The following is a 24408-nucleotide window of genomic DNA, read 5'->3' as shown; positions in this document are numbered from 1 at the left end:
CCTCACCAAAAGCCAGCAGGAGCGGCGACATACGTGTCGCCGCCAGCCTCCCTCTGCCCAGCCTCCCTCTGCAAGGAATACACGACGATGAATATCGCGAGCTTTTCGCAATCGAAATATAAGAACGCCGCGACGCCCGGGGACGATGTGGCGCTGATCATACCGGGAAGGGTTCTGGCCGTTTTTGACGGTGCGACCGACCCGACCGGTGCAAGTTACGGCGGCTTGAGCTCGGGCCGTATCGCAGCACTTGCTGCCGCAAATGCCGTGGCGAAAATGGGCCTAGATGGCACGCTGGAAACAATAGCCGCGCCCAAGCTTTTTCAGAACATCAGCGATATCTTGAAGCAGGAGGCCGAGCGCATCAATGCCAGCCATCCGCCGTCGACAACCCTGGCAATCGTTGCCGACCTGGGGGACAGTTTCCGCCTGCTTCTGGCTGGCGATTCGGGTGTGCGTATCAACGGCTCCCGGTTGTTGCAGCATGCAAAGCTTATAGACAAGGTAAGTACATCGGCGCGCATCCTTGTCTTCAAGCAGCTTTTTGCCGTTATGGGGGATGGTGATGCAGCCGAGGCACGCACGCGCGCGACCATCTTTTCCGGCCTGCGTTCCGCTGTCGAAAACGGCATCATGACTGCGCAGGAGGCGGAGAATGTTGTCATTGCCGCAGCCCGCATGAGCGGTCTTGAGAGCGATATCGAAGCGGTCGAGGAATTCCTGATGGGAGGAATTCGCGTCCAGCCGCAATTCGCAAACAGGCAGGGACACGTACTGGGATACGCCTCGGTCAATGGCGGAACGGTCATAGAAGAGGGGACGGTCGATCTTAGCATCGCCAAGGACACGCTTGTGAGCCTTGAAATCTTTTCCGACGGTTATCTGTCTCTGCCGGCTGGAACCGATGTCGCTGACTGGGAAGCGGAATTTGCCCGCGTCGAGACGGCAGATTTTCACAAGATCAACGAGTACCCGTCGGTGAAGGGGTCAACATCGAGCGAATTCAGCGACGACAGGACCGTGGTGTGCATGAAGGCGCGGTGAAGAGATATCCGCGCCGAAAAGTATTTCGAAGCTGTCCGTCTTTCGAAGTGACAACCGCGAAAATTCCACCGCGTGTTGGCAGTGTTTGTCGTCCGCTATCGCCCCCAATTCGAAAGGCCTTGCCCTTGAAGGCGAAGAAAGACGCTGCGCACATGAGTTCATGGGAAGGTAAGTCTATGGTTTAGCTAACGGCTTACCTCCGTACCTAGATAGTTGCGTTCACTCCAGAGCAAGGGTTTGCGCAGCGGATCGAAGCTCGCTTCGATGATCGATCCAACAAACAGGATGTGGTCGGCGGCATCAATGAAGCCGACGAGTTCGCAATCCATCGAGAGCAGCGCGTCAGCAAGCCTTGAGCTTCCCGACGGCCAGACATCCCAGTGGCCGACGGAAAACCGGTCCGGCAGGTTTCCTTTTCCGGCGAACACATCGGCGATCTCCTCCTGCCCTCTGGACAGCGTCGTGACTGAAAAGCGCCGGCTTGCTGCGACAAGATCGACCATACGGCTGCTGGCATCGATGGAGATCATTAGAAGCGGCGGTTCGGCGCTGAGCGGCATGAAGGACGTGATCGTACGTCCGATCCGCTCGCCCGCATGGGAGGCCGTGGCCACGGCCACGGTGAAGACGAGGCTCGCCATAGCGTCCTTGAATTCACGCGGCGAGATTGTCGGAGAGGAGGGTGCTTTCAGCGGGACATGCGCGTGATTGACCACACGACCATCGATCAGCATGAAATTATGAGACATGCAGTGCCGGGCTAACCGCCCGCTCCCGGGTTCTTCGAAAAAATGGAAAACTTGGCCGCAGCACCATTCATGATGTCGGCATCATCAGGCGGCGTTCTTTTCTGGTGCACGCGCGGCCAGATGCCGGAATAGTGGCGGTTGAGGTCAAGCCAGACATGCAGACCCGCCTCGGTATCCGGCCGGATTGCCGCGGCCGGACATTCGCGCTCGCAGATGCCGCAATCAATACATTGATCCGGGTGAATGACGAGCATATTCTCGCCTGCATAAAAACATTCGACCGGGCAGACTTCCACGCAGTCCATGTATTTGCAGGCGATACAGTTTTCGGTGACGACATAGGACATGGGGATGCTCGCATGGAGTTGCAGCCGGGCGGCGGCTGTCCGGCTGCGCCTGGCCCGGTCGCCCCCAAGGCAGCGGGACCGGTCGGCTCGGTGGGGCTCAAATCAGAGGCGGGCGGCCACTGCCTGCCAGTTCACCAGATTGTCGAGGAAGTTCTCAATATAGGCCGGACGCTTGTTGCGGAAATCGATGTAATAGCTGTGTTCCCACACGTCGCAGCCGAGAATCGCCTTCTGGCCGAAGCACAGCGGGTTAACGCCGTTTTCCGTGCGGGTGATCTTCAGTGTGCCATCGGTATCCGCCACCAGCCACGCCCAGCCCGAGCCGAATTGCGAAGCGCCAGCGAGGGCAAAATTCTGCTTGAACAGCGCCACCGAGCCGAAAGACTGCGTCAGCGCATCTTCCAGCACCTTGGGAATCGCATGTTTTTGTGGCCCCATGATTTCCCAGAAGAGATTGTGGTTCCAGTGCTGGGAGGCATTGTTGAAGATGCCGGACTGCGCGACCGCACCTTTTTCATAGGTGGCGCGCACGATCTCCTCGAGGCTGCTGTTTTCCCATTCGGTGCCTGATATCGCCTTGTTGAGATTATCGACATAGGCCTTGTGATGAAGATCATGATGGAACTTCAGCGTCTCCTCGGACATGCCAGAAGGGGCGAGCGCATCATGGGCATAGGGTAGGTCGGGAAGCTGGAAAGCCATGGGGTATTCCTTTGTCACTGTTTGCTCAAGAGCATGGAAAAAGCCTTGCGAAAACAAGGTGACAATACTTCTAGGACCTCAATCACAGTTGAGGTCAAGCGGTTTTTCGGGGGATAAATCCACGAACTGGCGGGCTTATGAAACATGCGCCACGATGGCGCGGATTATCGCTCGTCGACGTTCACCGCGGCGACCCATTCTTCGAGTGCCCTGCGAATTGCCGAGTTCGCATCTTCCCCGCGGACGAATGCCCACCATGTATGTGCGCCTTGCCACAAGGCGGCCATCTGCCAGCCAAGCCGTTCCTCTCTAGCCTTGTCGTGGGTAAGGCGGCAGCCAAGCGCCTGGGCGAGGGTGTGTCCCCAGAGTGCTCCTCTCGCGCGCAGCTGTGGATTGCGAATGTCTTCTCTTAGCAGCAGCAACCCGTCACTGGCGTTTTGTTCTGCGGCTTCGGGGGGCATGAGGCGCATGAGAAGGGATATGGCGCCCTGCGGCGTCAATGGTTCCTCCTCATCGGCTGTTTCCGTTTCCGCCTGCAGCTTGTCCCAGGCGCGCAGAAGCACGGTTTCGACAAGGTCTTCGCGCTTGCCGTAACGCTGCACCAGGGTTGCCGCAGATAGGCCGCAGGCCTTTGCGGCTGAGGCAAAAGTCAGCCCGTCGGGGCCTGTCTGCAACATGAGGGGCAGCAGGACATCCAGCACCTGACCATCTGAAATCGACTTGTGTCTTGGCATGACATATATATAAACGTATATTCATTTATAAATCAAGGAGGATAATATGGCGGTCATTCGCGGATATATCGCGGCGAGTCTGGACGGGCGGATCGTTTCTGGAGACGGCTCCTTGGACTGGCTCTACAAATATGATGATATGGACCTCGGCGAACACGATTATCGCCTTTTCCTGAAAGGAATTCGAACGGTGGTCATGGGGCGGGCGACCTATGATTTCATCGCCGGTGAACAGGCGCCCTGGGCTTACGGAGATCAACGCGTTATCGTAGTCACCTCAAGGCCGATCGATGGCCCCAAGGGACCTCTGGAGGCGCGCAGCGATGTGGGCTCGTTGATCGAGGAATTGCGCGCACTCGATGATGGCGATGTCTGGATGCTGGGCGGCGGAAAGCTGCAGATGGCCTTTCTGGAGCGTGATGCACTGGATGAGATCGAGATTTATGTCATCCCGGAAATCCTTGGCTCAGGTGAGCCCCTTTTTCCGCTCACCGGGCATCGGGCCAGTCCCACTCTCGTGAGCGCAACGGCAATCGAAAAGGGCTGCGTTCGATTGCACTACCGCTTCTCGTGATGCTCTCGGGTTCATGATGTTAGTGAGGTGGCGAGGAATGGTCGATACAGACCGTGCCAGCTGCTCCCGGCCTAACTGGGCGGTTTCCGCCCTCAAAGCCCGAGAAACTTAAAAGGCTTGGTTTCCTTCAAGCTCTCATTCGCCATCCCCGAATAAATCTGCATCTGATTGGGGCCCAGGTCGAGTTTCTTGACCTTACCCGTCTCTTTCGAAAGGTCGAGTTTTGTCATGTCGATCCAGAAGATGTTCGGCGTCAATGCGGATTCGAAGAAATAGAGCTTGCGCTTGTGGTCTATCACCGTGCGCCAGCGGGTAGAGGAAATATTCGGCTGGTCCGGCGTGGTGATACCGTAGGGAACGGAAACATTGCGGATGACGCTAAAGACGCTGGCTATCGCCTCGACCGGATTTTCGCTCTTGGGGATGGCATTGGCGTAGAATGAAGCCCGGGCGAACCGGTCCGCGGCGCGATTGGTGCCCGGCAGCATGACGGTGCCGCCGATCTGCTTCCAATATTCGTTGAGCGCCAGCTGGTGATCGAAGGTCGGCGAATTGGTCATGACCTGATATTGACGACCGTGGTGGATGACCTGCTTGCCGTCAATATATTCGATGATCGCACTGTCACCGGTCGCATCCGAAAGGGAAAGGTGTAAGGTCGCCAGACGTTCTTCGCCGGGAACATTGTCGGTGACAATGGTGAAAGGGTTCTTCTCGAGCGCGCTGACGGCCTCGTCCACCGTTGCGAAATTATCGAGCGCATATTGCGCCCAGGCGGCGATGGAGAGGCCCGGCGATTTCCCGTCATAAGCGGGATAGCTCGACTCGACCAGCCAGAGAACATTTGCAGCAAGGCCTGCCTCATTCATGCCGTCTGTCGTCGAAATATCGTAACCTGAAGCAATGACGCTGCCGTATTTCGAGGTCCATTTGACCGAATTCGGCCCGGCCTCGCCGGAGCGTTCCATGCCGCGCGGGAATACCCAGATGTTGGTTCCGACATCCGTCTTCCAATCCATCGACCGGGCCGTCATCACCTGATCATTTTCGCCCAGATAGACGAAGCGCGTGCAGGCTTCGGCCACAGATGTCGTCAGTGTGGCGACAGACAACATCGCGGCGGTGCAGGCGGAAAAAATCGGCAAGGTCTTCAGGTGCATGGAAAAGCCTCCGGTGTTCGCGGCACAAGATACAGCGTATGATAGAAAATCGGACTTGTTGCCGGAAGTCAAATAGGCTTAGCTGCGGACGATTGTCGGGGGGGAAGGCATTGCTAAAATTACCAATTTTTTCGGTCCTTATGGCTTTTTCCGCAACCGCGGCCACAGCTGCGGACGACGTTGTTGCCACACCCGCGCCGGTTGATGTGGCACCAGACTGGGCATTTCAGGCGACGGGTTATCTCTGGGCGACCGGCTTGAATGGCAACGTGTCGCCGTTCCAACGTGCCCCGACCCTCCATGTGGAGAAATCCTTTTCAGATGTCATGGATGATCTCAATTTCGGTGGGTTTCTCAACATCTGGGGACGTTACGACCGTTTCGTTCTTTCCGGCGATTTAATGTATGTCGATACCACCGACAGCAAGGCAGCCGGTCCGCTGCCTGCGCTGCAAATTCCAGGTTTGCCAACCTTGCCGGCCGGTGCCGCCATTGATGCGACTGTCGACACACAGGAATTCATGGCAACACTGCAGGCGGGTTATCGTCTTATCGACGCGGACGGATTTTCTCTCGACGCGCTTGCCGGCGGGCGCTTCTGGCGTATTTCCAATGACGTTGCGGTTACTGCCAGCCACCCACTGATCGGCAGCGTTTCCGCCAGTCATAGGGAGAGTTTCGGCTGGGTGGATCCCGTCATCGGCGCGCGCGCATTTTTCAGCCTCACGGACAAGCTGTCCGTTCAGGGGCAGGTGGATATCGGCGGTTTCGGCGCGGGTTCCGATCTCACCTGGTCAGCACTCGCGACGGTGAACTACATCTTTACCGACACATTGTCGGTCTCGGCAGGCTATAAGGTGCTCGACGTTGATTACTCGCGCGACGGTTATGTCTTCGATTCACGGCTGAGTGGACCGGTTGTCGGGTTGACGTACCGGTTCTAGTCACTGTTGTCGCGAGTCTCATCGCCTTTTCACACCCATCCCAGAAACAATTTTAGTTTCTCCTTAACTTTGGTCTTCATCTCGGTCTTGCAGAGAGATGCGCATTGCAGTAACTTCTGGTTGTTATTTGACTCGAAGAACCGAAGGGCATGAAATTGGCGGGTCGCGCTTAAAATTCACGGATGAAAAATAATATCCATGCCATGATGTTGGCAAGATTGATTATTTCGTGAATTTCTAATGTTTACGGTTCTTTCAGAAAATGACTAAAGACTATCGTCTCGTAAAGAAACTTACTACTTTTACGCTTCTTGGATCAGATGAACTGATCTATGTACCCGGTAGGGGATCGACAGCAAGGACAGCTGCAGAGTGAAGCATGGGCGGCATTGCCGCGAAAAACTTCATTTCAAATGCAGGCCTCCGAAATATGCCACTTGCTGCTTTCATTCCTGGTTTCCGACGGCTAGTCCCTCCTGACTTTTGTCTCGCAATTGTGCCGGCCGCTCAAATCTTAGCCAACTCCCCGAAGAGCGCGCGAAACAGTTTCAAGCGGACCTTTGTCATTGCGCTTTTTGCAGGCCTGATCGCGTCAGGGCAGGCAACTGCACAGTCGCCCGCCGATGATTTTTCCCGGCGGCAAGAACAACAAGGACAGTTGCAGCGGCTGGAAAACCTGAAACAGGTTACGCCTGATGGCGTCGCTGGTCGTGAGAGCCGGGCGCCGGGAGGCGACGCGAAATCCGCTGGTCCTTGCTTCGATATTTCACGTGTAGAGATCGAAGGTGCGACAAGGCTGTCTGGCGCTGCGGTCGGAAAAGTCACGAAGCGCTACGACAATCGCTGCGTCGGCGTTGCGGATATTACCGCCTTGCTTAAGGCCATCACCGACCTTTATCTGGACAAGGGATTTGTGACTTCGCGCGCCTACGTTCCCCCACAGGATATTGCCGGAACAAGATTGCTGCGGCTGGTCGTCGTCGAGGGTAGGATCTCGGATATCTACCTTAACGGCCAACCAGCCGAGCGAAACGGTTCATTCGCGACGGCTTTTCCCGGCGTGAAGGGTGAGGTGGCCAATATTCGCGATATTGAACAGGGGCTGGACCAGATCAACCGGCTGTCATCGAACGACGCGAAAACCTCCATGTTGCCGGGCAAAGAGGACGGCACGTCCATCCTCAACGTCGAGAACAAGCCCGCCAAGCGCTGGTACGCGAGCATTTCCAACAACAACCTCGGTCAAGAGAGTACCGGTTACTCCCAGACCAATGTTTCCGTCGGCTTCGACGACCTGTTGGGCATCAATGATCAGTTGGGGTTCTCCTACGGTCGGAGCGGCCCGGATTATCCTTGGGACGACGATGGCCGCGGGCACAGCAACAGCTATTCGGTCAATACAAGCGTACCTTATGGATACTGGACGTTTTCAACAAATGGCTCCTGGTACGAGTATAACAGCACCATTCCCGGCAATTTTGGGCCGATCGAAACCTCGGGCAATTCCGGTCAGGTTGGATTTGGCATAGATCGCGTCATTCTGCGCGACAAGGATTCTATCACGACCCTTAGAGGCGGTCTCACCTACAAGCAGACCGACAACTTTCTTCTCGGCAATCGAATTGAGGTGGGAAGCCGTCGATACACGATTGGCAGTCTGGGCTTGTCGCGTTCACAGAGAATTCTGGGTGGCGTCATCGCTCTCGATTTTGCCCTTGATAAGGGTCTTGATCTCTTCGACGCCGTGGAGGCCGGAGAGCCGGGGGCGGGCACGGCGGATCCCCGGTTTTTGAAATTCAACACGACCGTCAGCGCGACGCGGCCGTTTGAGGCGGCTGGCCAGCGGTTCGAGTTAACGACGCTCCTCAATGCCCAATATTCGCCCGATAACATGTTTGGCGCAGAACAGATCGGGCTTGGTGGCTCCAGCAACGTACGTGGCCTGAGGGAAAGCGTCATATTCGGTAACAACGGATTTTTCAGCCGCAACGAACTGGTTTGGCGGACAATGCCATGGGAGGGAACAAGTCTGGCGCCCGTTCTGGGCGAATTACGCCCCTACCTGGCCCTCGATTATGGCCGCGTGTTCTCGCAGCATCGCTTCGATATTCCAGACGGCTATCTCGCGAGTTGGACCGTTGGTGCGAAGCTCGTTGGCGGAAACATCAGTGCCGATTTCGGCTACTCCCAGGCATTTTCCAGCAGCGTCAGTCACGGACGCGGCAATCTCATTTTCGCCAGCGTGACGGCACGCTGGTAGGCTTCAAAAGAGAATATTATGGTCAGATCTTCTTTTCACGCCCCCAAATTGTCTGTCGTATTCGCGCTGGTGGCGACTGCCAGTGTCGTTTCCGGTTGTGGTGGCCGGGCAGCGCATCCGGTTGCCTCGACAAACCCTGCCGACAGCGCTTTCGATTGCGCCGGCATCAAGCGCGAATTCGAGGCTAACGAACGGCAGGTCCTGGCAACGGTGAAAGAACGATCCGATGCGCAGGGTAAAAACGTCGTCCTCGGTGCGACAGGTGTTCTTCTGTTTTGGCCGGCTCTTTTCTTTATGGATCCGAAATCGCCAGAGAAACTGGAGATCGACGCATTGCGTAACCGCAATCAGGTCCTTGGCGAGATTGCCAAAAGCAAAAAATGCCCGGCCCCGCAGTCGAAGCTGGCGGATGTCTACAAAAAACTCGAAAGCAAACCCTCTTCGTCGCCCTCCAGCAAAAACGATAACTGATCCCGCTCACTCCCATAGTACAGCGTAAAAAGGTGAACAAGCGATGACACGAGCAGTGAAGCGCCCATTGAGCGATACGAGCGGCCAAACGGCAGCGCCCATTGAAACGGGAAAACTCGTTCGCAAACTTGTCGCCGCTGGTTTGAGCTTCGTCATGGCGTTTCAGCCGGTCTTGCTGCGGGCGCAGGAGATCGCGCCGGATGTGGGGGCGGCTGCAATCAATCGTCCGGGTGTTGGCGCGGCTCCGAACGGCGTGCCGCTGATCGATATCGTCACTCCAAATGGTCAGGGTCTGTCGCATAACAAATACAACAATTTCAACGTCGGCACGCCGGGTGTCATCCTCAACAACTTCAATGGTGAGATCGGTACGTCGAAACTGGGTGGCGTGACACCTGGAAATCCAAACCTGCAAGGCAAAGGTCCTGCCACTGTCATCCTCAATGAGGTGACGTCGCAAAATCGCAGTTCTCTCGTCGGGCCGACCGAAGTGTTCGGCGGCCGCGCCGACGTCATCATCGCCAATCCGAACGGGATTACCTGCAACGGCTGCGGTTTCATCAACACGCCACGCGCCACGCTGACGACGGGTGTGCCTGACATCGGCGCTGATGGACGTCTCAATGGCTTCACGGTCAATAGTGGCGACGTTACATTCGGTCCGAACGGTGCAAATTTCGCGCTCGGTGATGGTGCAGTCAGTCTGTTTGATGTCGTATCCCGTACCATCCAGATCGACGGCACGATCTATGGCGAGGACCTGCGCCTGACGGCCGGTAAGAGCAAGTTCGATTATGCCACTGGTGAAGCGACACCGCTCGATGCGACCTCCGGAACACCTGAATATGCAATTGATGGTTCCGCACTCGGGGCGATGCAGGCCGGCCGCATCAAGATGGTGGTCACGGAAAAGGGCGCTGGCGTTCGCATGCGCGGCGACATGGCCGCCAATGCCGGGGAGCTCTCGCTGTCGGCCGACGGCAAAATCTCGATCGGCAATGCCTCTGGCAATAACGGCGTGAACATTTCCTCGAAGGGAAGTGTTTCAACTGGTCGTCTGACCTCGAAAAAGTCGGTGTCGGTCAAGGCGGGCAAGGACACCAAGGTCGCTTCGATCGGTGCTGAAGAGGATATTCTGATCAATGGTGGGGCCGGCTTCATCGATGTCGCCGGTACTATCGGGGCCAGTGGTGCAGTCAACCTTCTGGCGGATGGTCGAATTGCCTTGGCCGACGCGTCGGCTGCCGGGCCTGTTTCGCTGTGGTCTGGGGCTGGTTCCATTGCCATCGGTGGCACGGCCCAGTCTGGCAAGGCGATGTCGCTTACGGCGGCCTCAGGCGCGATCGCAGCGGGCTCGCTGCTTTCGAAAGGCGATTTGGCGCTGCTCTCCGGCCTTGATCTCGGGATTTCCGGGCTCGTACTTGCCGAGGGCAATTTGCAGGCGTCCGCAGGCGGGAACATCCACTATGACAGCATGGAGGCAAACGGAGACATTTTGCTGTCTTCGACACATGGTGTCATCAGCTTCGATAAACGCACGGCCGCCGGGGGCGACATCAGGATCGGGCAGCAAAATGCCGACCTTTCCAATAACAGGAGCAGACTTGCCACATCCGGCACGCTCTACATCGATGCCAATAATATTAATCTCACCAACAGCACGCTAACGTCAGGTGGCATTGATCTCATCTCATCTGGAACGACAGATCTGACGGGTGCGCGGCTTAATGCTGTCACCGTGAGCAGCACAGCTCGTTCCGTGCAGGGGTCAGGTGACATCGCGATCCAAGCGGGTAGCCTCACTGCGAATGACGCCACCAATATTCTCGCGGCCCATGATCTGACGCTGTCGCTTTCGCAACTTGCCAACGCCGGTCAGCTGGCTGCTGGCAATGATCTTACCCTCAATATCGCCGGTAACCTGACCAACACCGCCACGGGGCTCATCTATGCCGGTAACGACGCGGCACTTTTCGTGGGCGGCGTGCTTGCCAATGATCAGGGGGCGATTGTCGCAGGTCGTGACCTCACAATTGCTGGAAGTGCTTCTGGCGCGCGCAATGCTGCTACGGTCAACAGTTCAGGTCTGATTTCCTCTGGTCGCAATATTTCGATCCTGACGGCAAATCTGCGTAACGAGAAAAGCGTGGCTCCGACCTATACGAGCCAGCAAATCTCAAACGCACTCGTGTCGGCTTATGACACCTATTATGCACGCGAATGTGGAGATTGTTCAACTCCCGTCTCTTTCGCTGGCAAGCAGTTCGTCATTGGTGCGCCCATCCGCCATGTCTATCGTGATGTGACTGAAGACCGTCTCACATCGGCTGGTAGCCCCGCAGCGACAATCAAGGCGGGCAATACGCTTTTTGTCGATACCGTCGATCTCACCAATGCCTATAGCAACATCGAAGCCGGCTCCGGCATGACACTTGTTGGCTCCGGCACTCTTAACAATCTCGGTTTGCAATTGCAGCGTACCACTTCGCTCAATTGTAACCAACAAGGTGGCTGCCAGTATTATCCTGATGTCATCTATGAGTGGCAGGAAACGAGAACGACCGGCGACACGGGTGGTTGGGAAGGTTCATGGCAGGTCGCCATGCCTGGTCCCAGTCCCTTTGGAACGCGCGATGCGTCAAAGGATATCGGGCCAGGACGGAGTGTAGAAAGCGTCGAGGCGATCGGCGGTGTTCCCGCGGCGATCCGCTCTGGCGGAGCGCTGGGTATTACCGGTTTTGGTGCCGTTAACAATACCGTCGCAGCAGGTACGATCACCGACCATGTCGCTATGGCAGCGCCTACGCCTTCGAGCGATCCCACCGGATTGCTCGCTGGCATGACCGCAAGCGGTGCGCTGTTCACACTCGGCTCCGTTGCAACCCCGCAGTCCGGTGGCTTTGGCGGCACTATTCCCGGTCAGACGTTCCTCTATGAAACGCGTGCCGCCTTCCTCGATGTCTCGAAATTCTACGGATCGAGCTATTTCCTTGGCCGCATCGGCTACCAGCCGGACCGGCAGATCCAGTTCCTTGGGGACGCCTATTTCGAGAACCAATATATTGAGCAGCAGCTCAGACTGGCGACGGGTTCCGGCTTTACCGGGCAGGATTCGATCGCTCAGATAAAGCAGCTCCTTGATAACGGCGCTGCCTATCTCGGAGCGAACCAGCGCCCGCTCGGCCAACCGCTTACGGCTGAGGAGATCGCCAGCCTCACCGAATCCGTCGTCGTATATGAGTGGCAGACGGTGAACGGTACGACCGTTCTTGCGCCGGTACTACATCTCGCCGCCAATGACAGGGAAAGATTGAATTCTGCGGGCGCGCTGATCGCCGGCAATCAGGTGACAATCGATACTGGCCTGCTTGCAACATCAGGCATGATTGCATCGGCTGGTGATCTGACTGTTTCCGGTTCGTCGATCGCGGCGATCGGCGGCACCTTCACGGCGGGTGGCAATGCCTCGCTGACGGGGAACGAGAGCATTCTGCTGGCCAATGCAAAGGTGAAAGCAGGCGGCAATCTGGGCCTGACATCGAATGGAGACATCAACATCTCCGTGACCGAACGGTCGACAACCAGCACCTTGCGCGACAAGCGGAGTTCGACAACCGTTGTTAGAACCACAAGTCAGGGCTCCGAGATCACTGCGGGCGGATCGGTCTCAGCCAATGCAGGCGGCAGCCTCAACGTCATCGGCAGCATGATTGCCGCCGATGGGACGGTCGGTCTGAAAGCGACCGGCGACGTGACAATTGCCGAGGCTGTCGACACCACCACGATCGATTACACCTACAAGAAAAAGGGCGGCCTGTTCGGCGGCAAGAAACAGACGACGAGTCACACGGAAACGCAGGCCGTCGTCGGATCATCGGTCAGCGGCGGGAATGGTGTGTCCATCGTCTCAGGTGGAGACACCGTCGTCTCCGCCTCCAACGTAACGGCCGGCGATGAGACCAACAAAGCTGATATCAACGTCAGCGCAGGCGGGAATTTGCTGATTGCGTCGGGCAAGAATACCGCGGAGTTCGAGCAGAGTTCCTCATCCAAGGGCTTTCTCTCGAAAAAGAGCTCAACACAGTACAACTATGATGAAGCTACAGTCGCCTCCGAGCTTTCCGCCTCCGGCAACATCAAACTGGATGCTCGCGGCAACACCGTCATCGCTGGCTCGAATGTCACGGCAGGCGATGCGATCAGCGTCGCGGGTGATAGTGTCGCCATCATCGGGGCCGAGGAGCAGCATGCGCTAGAAAGCAGCAGCAAGAAGTCCGGCCTGTTTGCGGGGTCTGGAGGTGGCTTCCTCTCGCTCTGGGGCAAAGAACAGAAAGAAAAGAGCCAATCGTCTACTATTAACGTTGGCTCCTTGCTGACTGCCGGGACCGATGTAACGCTCACGGCACGCGAGAACGACGTGACTGTCATCGGCTCGTCCATCGCAGCCGGTCAGGATATTACGCTTGATGCAGCCCGCGACGTCAATATCACTCCCGGGGCAGAAAGCGCCTCATCGCAGGAGAAAGAAAAGCGCTCAGGCTTCGGCATTCAGGTGAAATCAGGCAATGGCAGCGCATCCATCGGTATCGGTTACGGTAAGTCGGTCGATCAGACGAGCCAGTCATCAGAGACTAACGCCAGATCCATCCTGTTTGCCGGTCGTGACCTCACGATATCAGCAGGTCGTGATGCTAACCTGCAGGCGGCTGAGGTGTCCGCACAGCGTGATGTTGTCATCCTCGCAGACCGTAACGTCAACCTTCTCTCGGCGCAGGACAAGTCCAACTACGAACACATGCATGAGGAGATGTTTGCCGGCGTGACGCTATCGGTCTCGACCTCGCTGGTCAGCGCTGCCGACAGCGTCGGCAACGCGGCGCAGAAGCTTACGACCATCAACGACGGCTATTCTGCCGCCAATGCTGCCTTTGCATCGCTCAAGGCCTATGATGCGCTCGACACTGTCGTCAACGGCAATGTCGCTTCGGCCTCGCTTACCGCCGGTTTCACCTATACAAAGGACAAGGCGGCGGGGGCGGGCTCTGTTCCTGTCACCACCGAAATCAATGCCGGCCGCTCGGTGATGATCGAAGCCGCATCCGGGGATATCACCGGCCATGGCGTGCAGATCTCGACCGGCTACGACGCCGATGGCCTGCCGGTCGACAGTGATGACGACAAGGCCGGCGACATTGCGCTGAAAGCTGGCAACGATATTACCCTTAAAAGCGCCGAGGCGACGCAGAGTTCGTCGTCCAGCAGCTCGTCCGCCGGCGCCAGTATCGGCATTGGCGGCGGCGTCAGCCTGTCGGGTGGCGTCGGCGTCGGGCTGACAGGCGGCGCCAGCGCTTCCACGGCCAGGGCGAACGTCAACGGAACTACTCAGGTCAACAGCCACGTCACCGGTACCGGCGACATCGTCATCCAGTCCGGCAACAACACGACACTCGCCGGGGCGCTTGTTGCCGGTGAGACGGTGACGGTCGACATCGGCGGCGATCTTACCATCGTCTCCGTTCCCGATACCGGCGAGATCACGAACAAATCCACCTCTGGCGGCTTTAGCCTCGGCGGGGGGAAGAGCCTCATCTCCGGTATCCAGATCGGTGGCGGTGCGGGCTCCGGGTCGACGAACTGGGTTTCCGAACAGTCGGGTCTCGTTTCCGCGGACACGATGGATGTCACCGTCGGTGGCAATACCCATCTCGGAGCGGGCAAGATCGTGTCCGGTTCGGGTGATCTCACTCTCGACACAGGCACGCTTACCCATGAGAACTTTGAGGGCCAGAAGCAGTATGAGGGCTTCAGCGCCAATCTCGGCCTCGATCTCACCGGCGGCAAAGGAACCGATGTCAATCCGGTCGGCAACAGCACGCTCGAAGGCAGCTATCAGCTCGACGATACCCGCCAGAGCGTCCGCGCCACCGTCGGTCCCGGAGACATTGTCATTCGCGACAAGGAACAGCAGGCGGCGCTGGAAACCGGCGGCGCCTCCACCCTGCCGCTCGACGAACTCAACCGCGATCCCGACAAGGCCTACGAAATCACCAAGGACAAGCATGTCGGTCTTGAGGTCTATCTGTCGACCAACAGTCTGAAGGCCGCCGTTGAGGCGGGCAAGACGATCACTGATGCGTTTGGCGAAGCCCTGGATCGCATGGTTCAGGACGGCAAAAGAACGCCCGAGCAAGCCGCGCTTTCAAAAGAAATATTCCCGTTTCTCGATGATCCAAAGGTTCAGGCACAACTTGAGGAGTGCGGTCGGCAAGGGGCTGCTGATTTCAGCATATTCGACTGGCTAGTGACACCCGCACACGCTCAGTCTGCATGTGCAGTAATGCTGCCGAATGGTCAGATGAAATATTTCACGGCCACACAAGCCGTGGACTGCCTCACGGACTATCGGCAAATGACCAACATCGTTCGCGGCATTATTGGCGCCACTGGAGCCACGGTTGCAGGGCTGGCGGGTGCCTTCCTGCTGGCCTCGACAACCAGCACTGGTAAAGAGATCAATCAGAAGTTCACAGGGAGCGACGGCAGTACGGTTCTTGTTACCGGTAATGGAGATCAGCCAAAACGACAGATATTGGTCACATATCCGGATGGCGTGAGGGCCAGCCTAACAATTGAAGTCTACGATGACGGCGGCGCCATTTTCCTTACCGGTGGCACGATTGGCAATCAGACTATGACGCCGGGAATGCTGACAGATATGCAGCAGACTCTCGCAAATGCGGGTATGTCGAATGTTGTCCTCAGTGAGAATACAGGAGGGAAGAATGGCGATCATCAGTATTACCCAAAACCTAAGACTGAAGAAATTACAGGTTTCCCGGGTTTGAAGGAAGTGCGTGGCGTTGGGGGCAGACCCCGTTGGGTTGATAGCAAGGGGAAGATTTACGAATGGGATAAGCAGCACGGTGCAGTAGAAGTCTATGACAAGACTGGTAAAAAGCACCTTGGAGAATTTGATCCTAAAACGGGAAAGCAGACAAAGCCGGGAGATCCCGGGCGGTCGACGCCAAAGTAGGAGAGCCTGTTATGCACAAGGTTGAACGGTATATTGCTGCCTTTGAAAAGAAGGGAAGTAGATTCCTTGTCAAGAAGATGCGTATTCCAAGTGAAGATTTCGAATATCTGAAAACAATATTCGAGGTCAAAGCTGACGATCCATGTATGTATGATTATTACGATTTAAGTGAAGAACTGGCAGAGAAACTGGTCGAAAGGTATGGGTTCGAATTTTCTTTCAGCGAATTCGATTACGCGCTCGGGGCAGAAGCAGCTTAGAATGCGGGTGGCGATTACGGAAATTACTGTTAGCTAGAGAACTCCTTTCTCCACCAAGTGCGATGTGGACCCTCTTTGCCCGTAACAATATCAACCTCCTGACGGTCAACGACCGAACCAATTATCATGAGATGCATGAGAAAATTTTTCTGGAATGACGACTCCGGTGACCAGTCAGGCCGGCAAGGCAGCAAAAAGCATCATGCGCTCGGCCGAGCGCCTTTCGGATAGCGGCGGCGTCAACGCCGTCACAGAGACGGCCATAGCCGGGCTTGGTTTCTAGCAGGCTATGAGGATCGGCAGCCGTCTGCGAGGGACTGTCCTCCAGGATTGGCGTCTGTGCCTGTATTGGCCATCAGCAGCACCACGCCTCTTCTTCGTTTTCCACATGATAAAAATGGGAAGAACATTTAGGTGAATACGATCCTAAAACTGGGAAGCAAACAAAGCGCGGAAACCTGGTCGAAGTACAAGAATGTGAGGTGCGGCGATGGGAATTTATTTAATCATCAGCATGTTCCAAAGCGAGAGTGCTGCACTCGTGAACATGTTACAGCTCGAAAAAAGTGATCTTCAATTTTTTAGGGAAGTGCTAAACGTACCCGACGAAGATCCACTTCTATATGGAGAGTATCAAATTAACGCAGAAGCGAACGAAAAGCTTTTTCAGCGGTATGGGTTCAGATTTGACTTGGAGAAATATGACTGTTTCGCAGGTTATAAGTCAGTTTAGCGAATTGTAACCTAAACGGTGCGCAAACAAGCTGCTACAGTGACAGCACTGACCAGCGTGTTCCTACCAAGCAGGTGCGGAAGATGCCAGCAGGCATAAAGGGTTCATCGCTGACGGCCGGTGGCAACGTCTCCGTCTCTGCGGGCACGGCTGGATCAGGCGACCTGAACATCATCGGCAGCCGGATCGCGGCGCCTGACAGGGTCGCGGCTGATCTCAATATCGATGTGGGCGGCGGCCTGATCGTCAGTGCGGGCAGAAACTTCATGGAGACGGACACATCGAATTCCAGATCCGGTTCCCTGTCGAAGGCAAGTGAGCGGCATCACACCTATGACGAGGAGACGGTCGGGTCCGAACTCGCTGCATCCGGCAATGTGAACCTCAATGCCAGCAAAAATCTCGCAATTGCCGGCTCGAGTGTCACCGCGGGCCAAAACATCGCCGTCGAAGGCGAAAGCGTCTCAGTTATCGCCGCCCAAGAACACCATGACAGCGCCTCGTCGTCCAAAAAGTCAGGCGTTGGTGCCGGTTCCGGCGATGGCTTTGTCTCGTTAAGGGGACGCGCCTCGGAACTTACGACACAAATCTGAAACGTATAGGGGATTTATAATGAGCGTCAAAAACACAGATCATAAGGATTGGGTTAATAATGGGAAAACCATTGAAGAGTTGATAAAGGAACTTCAGTCTTTTGAAAATCAAGGCTTGCCGGTAGAGATATCTATCGATGGAGGTGATGATGTTCGACCGATCAGTCTTGTGGGGGAAAAGGACGGGAAATGCTTGCTTATCTATTTGAAATAATAGTTTTTATCAACTTCCGCTAGCCCGCTACATGCCGTACGATTACCAATAAAAGCCGTCTAGTATCTGCGTAACCCTGCCAAACTTGTGGGCACATATCGATGGTTCCGGGCAGATATCCCGACATGGAAATGCGATCGGTCAATGGAGGCTTCGGTGGCCTCTCAAACCAGCGGCTGAACGCGGCCGCTTATGCCGAACGTCTTTAGACAATCGAATTGGTAGCGCGATATCCGGATTCCGTCCAAGCCGAGCAAACGATTTCTAGGAGATGTATCTGGTGACTGAACATATTGACGCGATTATTAGTGAAGTGAATCGACTAGATGATCCGCGAAAACGTAAAATTCCGCTTCCAGATGATGCTCTAATAGCGAGATACGAAGCCGCCACGGGTTTCGAATTCTCGGAAGACTATAAAAAATTCCTCAAGAACATATCTAATGCTTTCATGGGTTACCTGTCGCCACTTACTCTAAATGAAGAGATGGGTGGCGTTTATGGGGAATTGAGATCGGCTATTGAACAAGGCCGCAGCGCTGGCCTACCCCACGATTGGCTTCCAATATGTGAAGACAACGGTGACTACTACTGCATCGCGCCCGACGGCAAAATACATTTCTGGGACCACAACGGTCCAACGACCGAGACTTGGCCCAACCTCGCAACGTGGGCAAACGATGTCTGGTTGGGTGGAGCGTAAGAATTTCGGCTATGCAATACGAGCCACCGTTGAGACAATTTGAGCCGCCCCGGCATTGCTGAAAAGCTCGGGCAGACCAGGCCCGGAAGCGCTGGGTCGAACGGCACTGCTGGACAAACTACTGAAGGCGCGGCAAATACTATAGCAACCGAAACCACGCCCAAGATTGAGCGGCAAATCGGCCGGCGAGGCTTGGATAATTGTCGTCTCTCTTCTCTTGGGCGGATGCACCGTGTTGAATACAAAATCTTCGGCGATCCAGGGAGTGAATGACAGTTTCGTTACCACCATGTTGTCACTCTATGGGACGCGCTGTTGGAGGCGCTTGTCGAACTTAGGCTGGCCGATGACTGGCAGCATATGATCGACGGGTTCGCGGCCATTCTCAGGCTGCGGCGGCAAAAGGGGGACTTATAAGGAAGCTCTTGGTCAATCCCGCGGCGGCTTTTCGACGAAAATCCACGCCCGTGCAGGCGGTCAGGGACGTTCTCTTCGCTTCATCCTGACAGGTAGCTTCGGATTACAATGCCGTTCCCGATCTTCTGGCAATGCCGGTTGGCAAGCTGAGACTGTTTCTTGCAAGGGCTATGACAGCGACGCTCTGCGCGAAGAGTTGTTGGTCCACGGGATCAAACTCGTCATCCCTCCGAGGGCCAACCGCAAAGACCCGCCCGCCTGTGACTTCAGAGCCTAGAGGGACCGAAACCGCATTGAGCGGCTGTTCAACAGGCTCAAGCAATTTCGTCGCGTCGCTACCCGATACGCCAAAACCCAAAAATCCTTCGCTACCTTTCTCGTGTTGGCCGCCGCAAAAATATGGTTGCCACACTTGCGCCGGTTCGTGAGTTGTGCAGCTTAGCTGAAGCTGCCACACGCTGTAAAAACAGGAGATAAATCTTGTATAACTTCAATTATTTAGAGCGCCAAGCAAAAGACCTGATCGCAAGTGGGAAGGCAGCGGACGCGATTAAGATTTATCTTTTCATGGCAGATGGCGACCAGTCGTTGGATGATATCTCGGTGAGCGTTTGGGAGAGTGTTATGAGAAGATCGGCGACCTTCATGCCGCAAAATATTGGTATGGAAGGGCGGTGGAGGAAAATCCCGACGTCAGGCTGACGTCCGCGGCAGCGCGTCAAAGGCTTCACGGAGTTAGCATCGAAGCCTTTTTGGGAGACGCAGACAAGTAGTTTTCAACGCGCGGCTGAAGCTACTTTGTCAACAGGGCCTAGCACCGATCGCTGAGGAAGGCGTGAAGCGCCTCGGCAAGTCCTGGGCGGTTGGATATAGCAATTCATAAGAAATTAAGTGCACGAACTTGGTCTCAGTGAGCGATTGGTGCGAGGTCTTTTCTTTAATTAGGACATGGAACGATTAATGGCGCTTATTGGTATCGATCTTGGAACCTCAAACTCTTTAGTAGCACACTGGACTGATCAGGGCGTGAAACTGATCGAGAATGCGCTGGGCGACTTTCTGACACCATCGGTGGTCAGTATTGCGGATAACGGCGACGCAATTGTCGGACGTCCAGCTCTCGACAGGCTGGTTACTCACCCGGACAAAACGGTGGCATCCTTCAAACGGTGGATGGGGACAAATCACGAGGTGAAACTTGCGAAGAAGGCATGGCGCGCCGAGGAGTTGTCTGCGCTTGTCCTGAGAAGCCTGAAAAGAGACGCAGAGGCTGCGCTCGATATCGAAGTATCTGATGTGGTTATTTCTATCCCGGCCTATTTCAGCGATCCGCAGCGTAAGGCCACCATCAATGCCGCGCATCTGGCAGGGCTGAATGTAACGAGACTTATTAACGAACCGACTGCCGCTGCACTGGCCCATGGACTCGCAAGCTCCGAGGATGGGCAATTTCTGATTCTTGATCTCGGAGGAGGCACGTTTGACGTTTCCCTATTACACAAGTTCGACGGGGTTATGGAGATACGGGCGTCCGCCGGGGACTCTATGCTAGGTGGCAATGATTTCAGGGACAGCTTGGCTTCACACCTCATGAACCTCCACAATATCGATTTCGAAAGCCAGCGGCCTCTGGATCGGGCCAGGTTTTTGAACGAGGCCGAGCGGATTAAGGCAGCTCTGAGCGAGACCCAGGACGCGGCTTATCATATCAACATCTTTGGAAAAGACGTTGAGGGCAAAATTACGCGACTGGAGGCAGAGGAGCTGTGGAAGCCGCTGATCACTCGGTTGCGGAGACCGATCGAAAGGGTCATTCGCGATTCCGAAACAGATCCGTCGTCGCTTAGTCAGATTGTTCTGGTGGGTGGCGCATCGCGAATGCCGCTGCTCAAGACCATGACGACCCGTTTGTTCGGGCGGTTTCCCCTGTTGCATCCTAATCCCGATCACGCCATTGCCATCGGAACGGCGCTTCAATCTGCGCTCCATGCACGGCACGAAGCGCTTGACGAGATCATCATGACTGATGTGTGCCCCTATACATTGGGTATTGCGTCGGTTGAGCAAGCCTACGGCCTAAACGAGTTGCTGATGTCGCCCATTATCGAACGCAACGCGATCATTCCGCAAAGTCGCGAGCAGTTTTACTCCACCACCGTCGATGGGCAGACCAAGATTGATGTACAGGTCTATCAAGGCGAGAACATGCGGCCTTCACAGAACATTCTGATCGGAAATCTGGAGGTGCCGGTACCGCTTGGCAAGGCCGGATCTCAATGCATTGGGGTCCGCTTTACTTATGATGTCAGCGGCGCGCTCGAGGTCGAGGTCAAGATTCTCTCGACAGGAGAACTTAAGCGTAAAGTGTTCCAAAACCAATCCAGCCTGACCGAATCCGAAATCGCTCTGCGCTTCAAGGAACTATCGAAAATCAAGTTGGCCCCGCGCGAGCAGCAAGAAAACCTCGCCTTGGTCGCAAGGGCGGAGCGCCTCTACGCCGAGGCAATCGGCGAGCAGCGCCAACAGATATCAGCATTAATGGCGCAGTTTATCGCGGCTCTGGATAATCAGAGACTGCGGGATGCGAGGCCACTGCGGGAAAAGTTTGCCAAACAGCTGGACGCGCTTGATCAAATGTGGGGCCAGCCGCAATGAGTGGCGATTGTTGGGCGTTGCTCGGCATCAAGCCCCTGAGCAACGAGGAGGCGATCCGCAAAGCCTATTCGCGACGTCTCAGGGATTTTCGCCCGGATGAGGACCCAACAGGGTTCCAGCTTCTGGTCGAAGCTCGCAAGCAGGCGCTTGCGACGGTAAAGTGCCGGATGGTAGACGTGCTAATCGCCAACCCATCTTCGCCTGACGGCATAAGCACAGACGGAGTTGCAGAGGGTTCCGGCAGCTTCGGCAATTCTGAAAATCCCGACAATCCGGCTGAGCTTGAAAATGACTCACAACGCGCCGTAGCGCCGTTTTTTTTGGAGCCCACGCAGAAGGAGAAAGCCGGAAAAGAAAATCTACCTCGGCTGCTAGATGAATTGGGTGAACTTATCAGCTTTGGAAGAGAACGGACACGCGGAGTTGCGCAGAAAGGCAACTGGCGCGTCGACAAGTGGACAGAACTATTAAACCGCGCATCTATTGAGCTAAGTTTTGCCGAACATGCAAACTTCATCCAAGCGCTCGCAAGAGGTATCGAGGGACTGTTGCCGCCCAAGGGTGATACAATCCCGTTGTCAGACTATACGGAGGGAAAAGGCGTCGCTGCAATGGTCAACGCCATTGAGGAGGGAGCTAATTTTTCGGAAAATCCGGGCCTTCTCACCACGGTCTGCGGCTGGCAATCGGCAAAACATTATTTCGACTGGCTCGCCGAAGCGCAGCGCGGCAATGCTATTTTGCGCAGAAGTAGTCAGGGCAAACCGGCTTACTTCAATGGAAAAATCCCGCTCTTCCCCTTGGAAGATCAACCACCACGCCTAGAGACAATTGATCTCAACTCATATTATCACGAGGCTTTGGAGAAGGGGCGCTGGCCTTTCTCGTTCGATTGCACCAAGACGCTGATGCCGTCGTATTACATCATGCGGTCGATAAATCTCTGGTTTGGTCTTACCATTTTCGGACTCACTCTTGTTACCGCCTATCTGGCATGGGGAATTGGTAATGGCACAGACATTCGTTTAGCCGCTGTCTCGCTTTTGTCCTTGCTATCATTACGTCTGACTTTTGGGATCCTTTTCCGGAGGCTCACACTCCGATCCTGGATCAAACGTATTATCAAGACGGATAAAAAACACATTTGGGACTTGGTCCGGCGGCGCAACCACCTGCAGCCTTACTCGCCTGCCAGCCAAGACTGGCCATTAATTTTTGTCACCGGTATAGAAATAATTCCTATTGTTGTCGGACTTATAATCTTGGCGGCGAGTAGCAGCAACATATGGAGCAACAGGCACCTTTACCCCTTGCCCGCCGAAAAGCTCGTGACGGACATGGTTTTACCAGCGTTTGATGCGGCAATCAGAGCCGAGGCGTTTAGCTACGATTCATTTTTCGATTTCTTTCAAAGCATTAGATCGAGCAAACCGGACGGCTTTTCGACCCGCCTGATCACGCCCGATATTCCTGCTGGAAAGTTGTCCAACTTGCTATGGCTCCCCACCCTGACCCGGAACCAAGAGCGTTTTCTTAGCGCGAGCAGCGGTCCAACGCATACCGCCTTATTTGCGTCCCTCACTATTGATCCGTCCGCCAACAGGTTGCACGAGGTCCGAAACGCCAAACTGCGCGTTTGGTCGTTTCTCTATCGTATCGGTACACCACGGATGCGTGTGGATATTGAGAAGGCTCTGAACGAGTGGGGTCCTCTTATTAGGGATGCGAAATTCCGCAATGGTTGGCCGACCGAGCAGGCAATCTGGAGTTTCATGGCTCCAGAGCTTCAAGGACTCGTTTCCGCCGATGACAAAAAGTTTCTTAGAAAGGCCGTTTTATCTGAGTTTGCGCGTCAGGCGAGGCGCTATGAGTCAAAATCGAAACCGGACATTCTCTATTCACAGTTCCATTGGCTGCTGTTTGCGCCTGATACCGCATTGTTTCAGCCGCAATCTCTTCTTGCCGACACACCGCTCCCAGAAATCAAGCTTGATAATGAGTCCATCAGACGTGAGGCTTTGCCCCGCAACCCTATCCTGAGTAACTTCCTGCGGGGATGGGCAAAAGGGACGCAGCCCGACCGCCCGTCCACGATTTCATCAACTGATAAGCTCCAAGTGCAGCCTGGAATGTTCTATATTGCACACGTGCCTGACATATCGGCATTGGCTGGGAGGCGTGCATTTTTCTTCCTTCTCGGCACGATCCTGGAGACCGACAATACGCTGCTCGGCTTGAAGATTTCGCGCCGCGGTTTTGCAGAACTTCCAGAGTCGCTTCCGGAGGACACTCCCGGTTTCTGGACCACGGCGACAGCGTATCTGCTACTGGCCCAACGACAGGAAACCGGTAAAAATCTGTCCCGGTTTTATATCGAGCACAACGGTGATGACGAAGTCAGGACAATCTTGAGCCGGCTTCTGGACGAGTTACATGGCACCCCCGAAGGACAGAAGGTATGCAATTCTCGTCTTCATTTGCCAGGAGGTTCTTGTTTTGACCTGTGAAAAAAATGCCAATAGCGCGTAAGCTGATAGCAATTTTCCCTGAAACTACTTTTTACGGCAGTGTGGACATCGTTGTGGTGGCAAGCTGGAAGGTAACCGGTGGTCTGCCCCCACGTTGCTCGCTGCCACCTAATCTGACATCGACGTTCCATGGATGAAGAACTGGCCTGCTGCCGGTTTCGTGGACACGGAGCTATCTCAGCCCTATGGAATTGAAAACAAGGTGGGATTAGCTTAACCTCGTGTCCCATAAACCGGCAGCATGCCATGTCGATATTTCCTTATTTAGTCGACATGTGGGATTTAAT

At 55.3% G+C, this 24408-nt stretch carries 20 protein-coding genes and 1 pseudogene; 16 read left to right on the top strand and 5 right to left on the bottom strand.

The window, feature by feature from the left end; all coding sequences use genetic code 11:
* Positions 1–87: 87 nt before the first annotated feature.
* On the top strand, positions 88–1044 hold the full coding sequence (locus ACZ5A6_RS20655; RefSeq protein ID WP_019567025.1) for a hypothetical protein: 957 nt from the start codon (positions 88–90) through the stop codon (positions 1042–1044).
* A gap of 185 nt (positions 1045–1229) precedes the next feature.
* On the opposite strand, the gene ACZ5A6_RS20650 is transcribed toward ACZ5A6_RS20655, so the two are convergent.
* From ACZ5A6_RS20650 to ACZ5A6_RS20635, 4 genes are all read right to left on the bottom strand, one after another.
* Positions 1230–1793 carry a flavin reductase family protein gene (locus ACZ5A6_RS20650; RefSeq protein WP_464111361.1) on the bottom strand — a complete coding sequence of 188 codons (564 nt, stop codon included), beginning with the start codon at positions 1791–1793 and terminating at the stop codon, positions 1230–1232.
* 11 nt (positions 1794–1804) lie between these two features.
* Positions 1805–2140 carry a ferredoxin FdxA gene (gene fdxA, locus ACZ5A6_RS20645; RefSeq protein WP_019567027.1) on the bottom strand — a complete coding sequence of 112 codons (336 nt, stop codon included), beginning with the start codon at positions 2138–2140 and terminating at the stop codon, positions 1805–1807.
* A 102-nt stretch (positions 2141–2242) separates the two neighbouring features.
* Positions 2243–2842 carry a superoxide dismutase gene (locus ACZ5A6_RS20640; protein ID WP_060642638.1) on the bottom strand — a complete coding sequence of 200 codons (600 nt, stop codon included), beginning with the start codon at positions 2840–2842 and terminating at the stop codon, positions 2243–2245.
* Between the two features lie 164 nt (positions 2843–3006).
* Positions 3007–3576 (bottom strand): TetR/AcrR family transcriptional regulator, encoded by a 570-nt coding sequence (locus ACZ5A6_RS20635; RefSeq protein WP_019567029.1) that lies wholly within the window; start codon positions 3574–3576, stop codon positions 3007–3009.
* A 46-nt stretch (positions 3577–3622) separates the two neighbouring features.
* On the opposite strand from ACZ5A6_RS20635, the gene ACZ5A6_RS20630 reads away from it, so the two are divergent.
* Positions 3623–4150 (top strand): dihydrofolate reductase family protein, encoded by a 528-nt coding sequence (locus tag ACZ5A6_RS20630; RefSeq protein ID WP_464111360.1) that lies wholly within the window; start codon positions 3623–3625, stop codon positions 4148–4150.
* A gap of 92 nt (positions 4151–4242) precedes the next feature.
* Here ACZ5A6_RS20630 and ACZ5A6_RS20625 read toward each other — a convergent pair whose 3' ends face one another.
* The gene (locus ACZ5A6_RS20625; protein ID WP_019567031.1) at positions 4243–5310 is read right to left on the bottom strand and encodes a linear amide C-N hydrolase; all 1068 of its coding nucleotides are present in this window, start codon (positions 5308–5310) and stop codon (positions 4243–4245) included.
* A 140-nt stretch (positions 5311–5450) separates the two neighbouring features.
* Between ACZ5A6_RS20625 and ACZ5A6_RS20620 the strand changes: the two genes are divergently transcribed.
* The 14 genes and pseudogenes from ACZ5A6_RS20620 (at position 5451) to ACZ5A6_RS20555 (ending at position 24100) form a co-directional block, all read left to right on the top strand.
* On the top strand, positions 5451–6254 hold the full coding sequence (locus tag ACZ5A6_RS20620) for a hypothetical protein (protein ID WP_448799246.1): 804 nt from the start codon (positions 5451–5453) through the stop codon (positions 6252–6254).
* A 379-nt stretch (positions 6255–6633) separates the two neighbouring features.
* Positions 6634–8514, top strand: coding sequence for a ShlB/FhaC/HecB family hemolysin secretion/activation protein (locus tag ACZ5A6_RS20615; RefSeq protein ID WP_464111359.1), 1881 nt, complete (start codon positions 6634–6636; stop codon positions 8512–8514).
* Positions 8515–8532: 18 nt separating this feature from the next.
* Positions 8533–8985 carry a hypothetical protein gene (locus ACZ5A6_RS20610; RefSeq protein ID WP_019567034.1) on the top strand — a complete coding sequence of 151 codons (453 nt, stop codon included), beginning with the start codon at positions 8533–8535 and terminating at the stop codon, positions 8983–8985.
* A 43-nt stretch (positions 8986–9028) separates the two neighbouring features.
* Entirely contained in the window at positions 9029–16018 is a 6990-nt protein-coding gene (locus tag ACZ5A6_RS20605) for a hemagglutinin repeat-containing protein (RefSeq protein WP_464111358.1), read from the top strand.
* 11 nt (positions 16019–16029) lie between these two features.
* Positions 16030–16278, top strand: coding sequence for a DUF7683 domain-containing protein (locus ACZ5A6_RS20600; RefSeq protein ID WP_019567036.1), 249 nt, complete (start codon positions 16030–16032; stop codon positions 16276–16278).
* A gap of 154 nt (positions 16279–16432) precedes the next feature.
* Positions 16433–16561: a hypothetical protein gene (locus ACZ5A6_RS20595; RefSeq protein WP_019567038.1), complete on the top strand. Its 129-nt coding sequence runs from the start codon at positions 16433–16435 to the stop codon at positions 16559–16561.
* A gap of 207 nt (positions 16562–16768) precedes the next feature.
* On the top strand, positions 16769–17011 hold the full coding sequence (locus ACZ5A6_RS20590) for a DUF7683 domain-containing protein (protein ID WP_019567039.1): 243 nt from the start codon (positions 16769–16771) through the stop codon (positions 17009–17011).
* Positions 17012–17094: 83 nt separating this feature from the next.
* On the top strand, positions 17095–17604 hold the full coding sequence (locus ACZ5A6_RS20585; protein WP_019567040.1) for a hemagglutinin repeat-containing protein: 510 nt from the start codon (positions 17095–17097) through the stop codon (positions 17602–17604).
* Positions 17605–17623: 19 nt separating this feature from the next.
* Positions 17624–17818 carry a hypothetical protein gene (locus ACZ5A6_RS20580; protein ID WP_019567041.1) on the top strand — a complete coding sequence of 65 codons (195 nt, stop codon included), beginning with the start codon at positions 17624–17626 and terminating at the stop codon, positions 17816–17818.
* Between the two features lie 271 nt (positions 17819–18089).
* A complete protein-coding gene (locus ACZ5A6_RS20575) occupies positions 18090–18521 on the top strand; it encodes an SMI1/KNR4 family protein (RefSeq protein ID WP_019567043.1) in 432 nt (143 codons plus the stop codon).
* 300 nt (positions 18522–18821) lie between these two features.
* Positions 18822–19380: pseudogene (locus ACZ5A6_RS20570) on the top strand (IS5 family transposase); the annotation flags it as partial.
* 38 nt (positions 19381–19418) lie between these two features.
* Positions 19419–19640: a hypothetical protein gene (locus ACZ5A6_RS20565; RefSeq protein WP_019567044.1), complete on the top strand. Its 222-nt coding sequence runs from the start codon at positions 19419–19421 to the stop codon at positions 19638–19640.
* Positions 19641–19898: 258 nt separating this feature from the next.
* Positions 19899–21593: an Hsp70 family protein gene (locus tag ACZ5A6_RS20560; RefSeq protein WP_080801867.1), complete on the top strand. Its 1695-nt coding sequence runs from the start codon at positions 19899–19901 to the stop codon at positions 21591–21593.
* Positions 21590–24100, top strand: a complete 2511-nt coding sequence (locus ACZ5A6_RS20555) for a hypothetical protein (RefSeq protein WP_464111357.1) — start codon at positions 21590–21592, stop codon at positions 24098–24100. The genes ACZ5A6_RS20560 and ACZ5A6_RS20555 overlap by 4 nt, the downstream gene beginning before the upstream one ends.
* Positions 24101–24408: the final 308 nt, after the last annotated feature.

Source organism: Agrobacterium sp. 6Ca8 (assembly GCF_055382765.1).
The sequence above is the reverse complement of the archived record's forward strand: the minus strand, read 5'-3'. Positions and strand labels throughout refer to the sequence as shown.

Bases quoted from the DNA above. Each gene is read 5' to 3' on its own strand.
- ACZ5A6_RS20590 (WP_019567039.1), top strand. From the start codon at position 16,769: ATGGGAATTTATTTAATCATCAGCATGTTCCAAAGCGAGAGTGCTGCA.
- ACZ5A6_RS20580 (WP_019567041.1), top strand. From the start codon at position 17,624: ATGAGCGTCAAAAACACAGATCATAAGGATTGGGTTAATAATGGGAAA.
- ACZ5A6_RS20650 (WP_464111361.1), bottom strand. From the start codon at position 1,793: ATGTCTCATAATTTCATGCTGATCGATGGTCGTGTGGTCAATCACGCG.
- ACZ5A6_RS20640 (WP_060642638.1), bottom strand. From the start codon at position 2,842: ATGGCTTTCCAGCTTCCCGACCTACCCTATGCCCATGATGCGCTCGCC.
- ACZ5A6_RS20595 (WP_019567038.1), top strand. From the start codon at position 16,433: ATGACGACTCCGGTGACCAGTCAGGCCGGCAAGGCAGCAAAAAGCATC.
- ACZ5A6_RS20600 (WP_019567036.1), top strand. From the start codon at position 16,030: ATGCACAAGGTTGAACGGTATATTGCTGCCTTTGAAAAGAAGGGAAGT.
- ACZ5A6_RS20620 (WP_448799246.1), top strand. From the start codon at position 5,451: ATGGCTTTTTCCGCAACCGCGGCCACAGCTGCGGACGACGTTGTTGCC.
- ACZ5A6_RS20605 (WP_464111358.1), top strand. From the start codon at position 9,029: ATGACACGAGCAGTGAAGCGCCCATTGAGCGATACGAGCGGCCAAACG.
- ACZ5A6_RS20615 (WP_464111359.1), top strand. From the start codon at position 6,634: ATGGGCGGCATTGCCGCGAAAAACTTCATTTCAAATGCAGGCCTCCGA.
- ACZ5A6_RS20585 (WP_019567040.1), top strand. From the start codon at position 17,095: ATGCCAGCAGGCATAAAGGGTTCATCGCTGACGGCCGGTGGCAACGTC.
- ACZ5A6_RS20610 (WP_019567034.1), top strand. From the start codon at position 8,533: ATGGTCAGATCTTCTTTTCACGCCCCCAAATTGTCTGTCGTATTCGCG.
- ACZ5A6_RS20655 (WP_019567025.1), top strand. From the start codon at position 88: ATGAATATCGCGAGCTTTTCGCAATCGAAATATAAGAACGCCGCGACG.
- ACZ5A6_RS20560 (WP_080801867.1), top strand. From the start codon at position 19,899: ATGGCGCTTATTGGTATCGATCTTGGAACCTCAAACTCTTTAGTAGCA.
- fdxA (WP_019567027.1), bottom strand. From the start codon at position 2,140: ATGTCCTATGTCGTCACCGAAAACTGTATCGCCTGCAAATACATGGAC.
- ACZ5A6_RS20575 (WP_019567043.1), top strand. From the start codon at position 18,090: ATGTATCTGGTGACTGAACATATTGACGCGATTATTAGTGAAGTGAAT.
- ACZ5A6_RS20635 (WP_019567029.1), bottom strand. From the start codon at position 3,576: ATGCCAAGACACAAGTCGATTTCAGATGGTCAGGTGCTGGATGTCCTG.
- ACZ5A6_RS20625 (WP_019567031.1), bottom strand. From the start codon at position 5,310: ATGCACCTGAAGACCTTGCCGATTTTTTCCGCCTGCACCGCCGCGATG.
- ACZ5A6_RS20555 (WP_464111357.1), top strand. From the start codon at position 21,590: ATGAGTGGCGATTGTTGGGCGTTGCTCGGCATCAAGCCCCTGAGCAAC.
- ACZ5A6_RS20630 (WP_464111360.1), top strand. From the start codon at position 3,623: ATGGCGGTCATTCGCGGATATATCGCGGCGAGTCTGGACGGGCGGATC.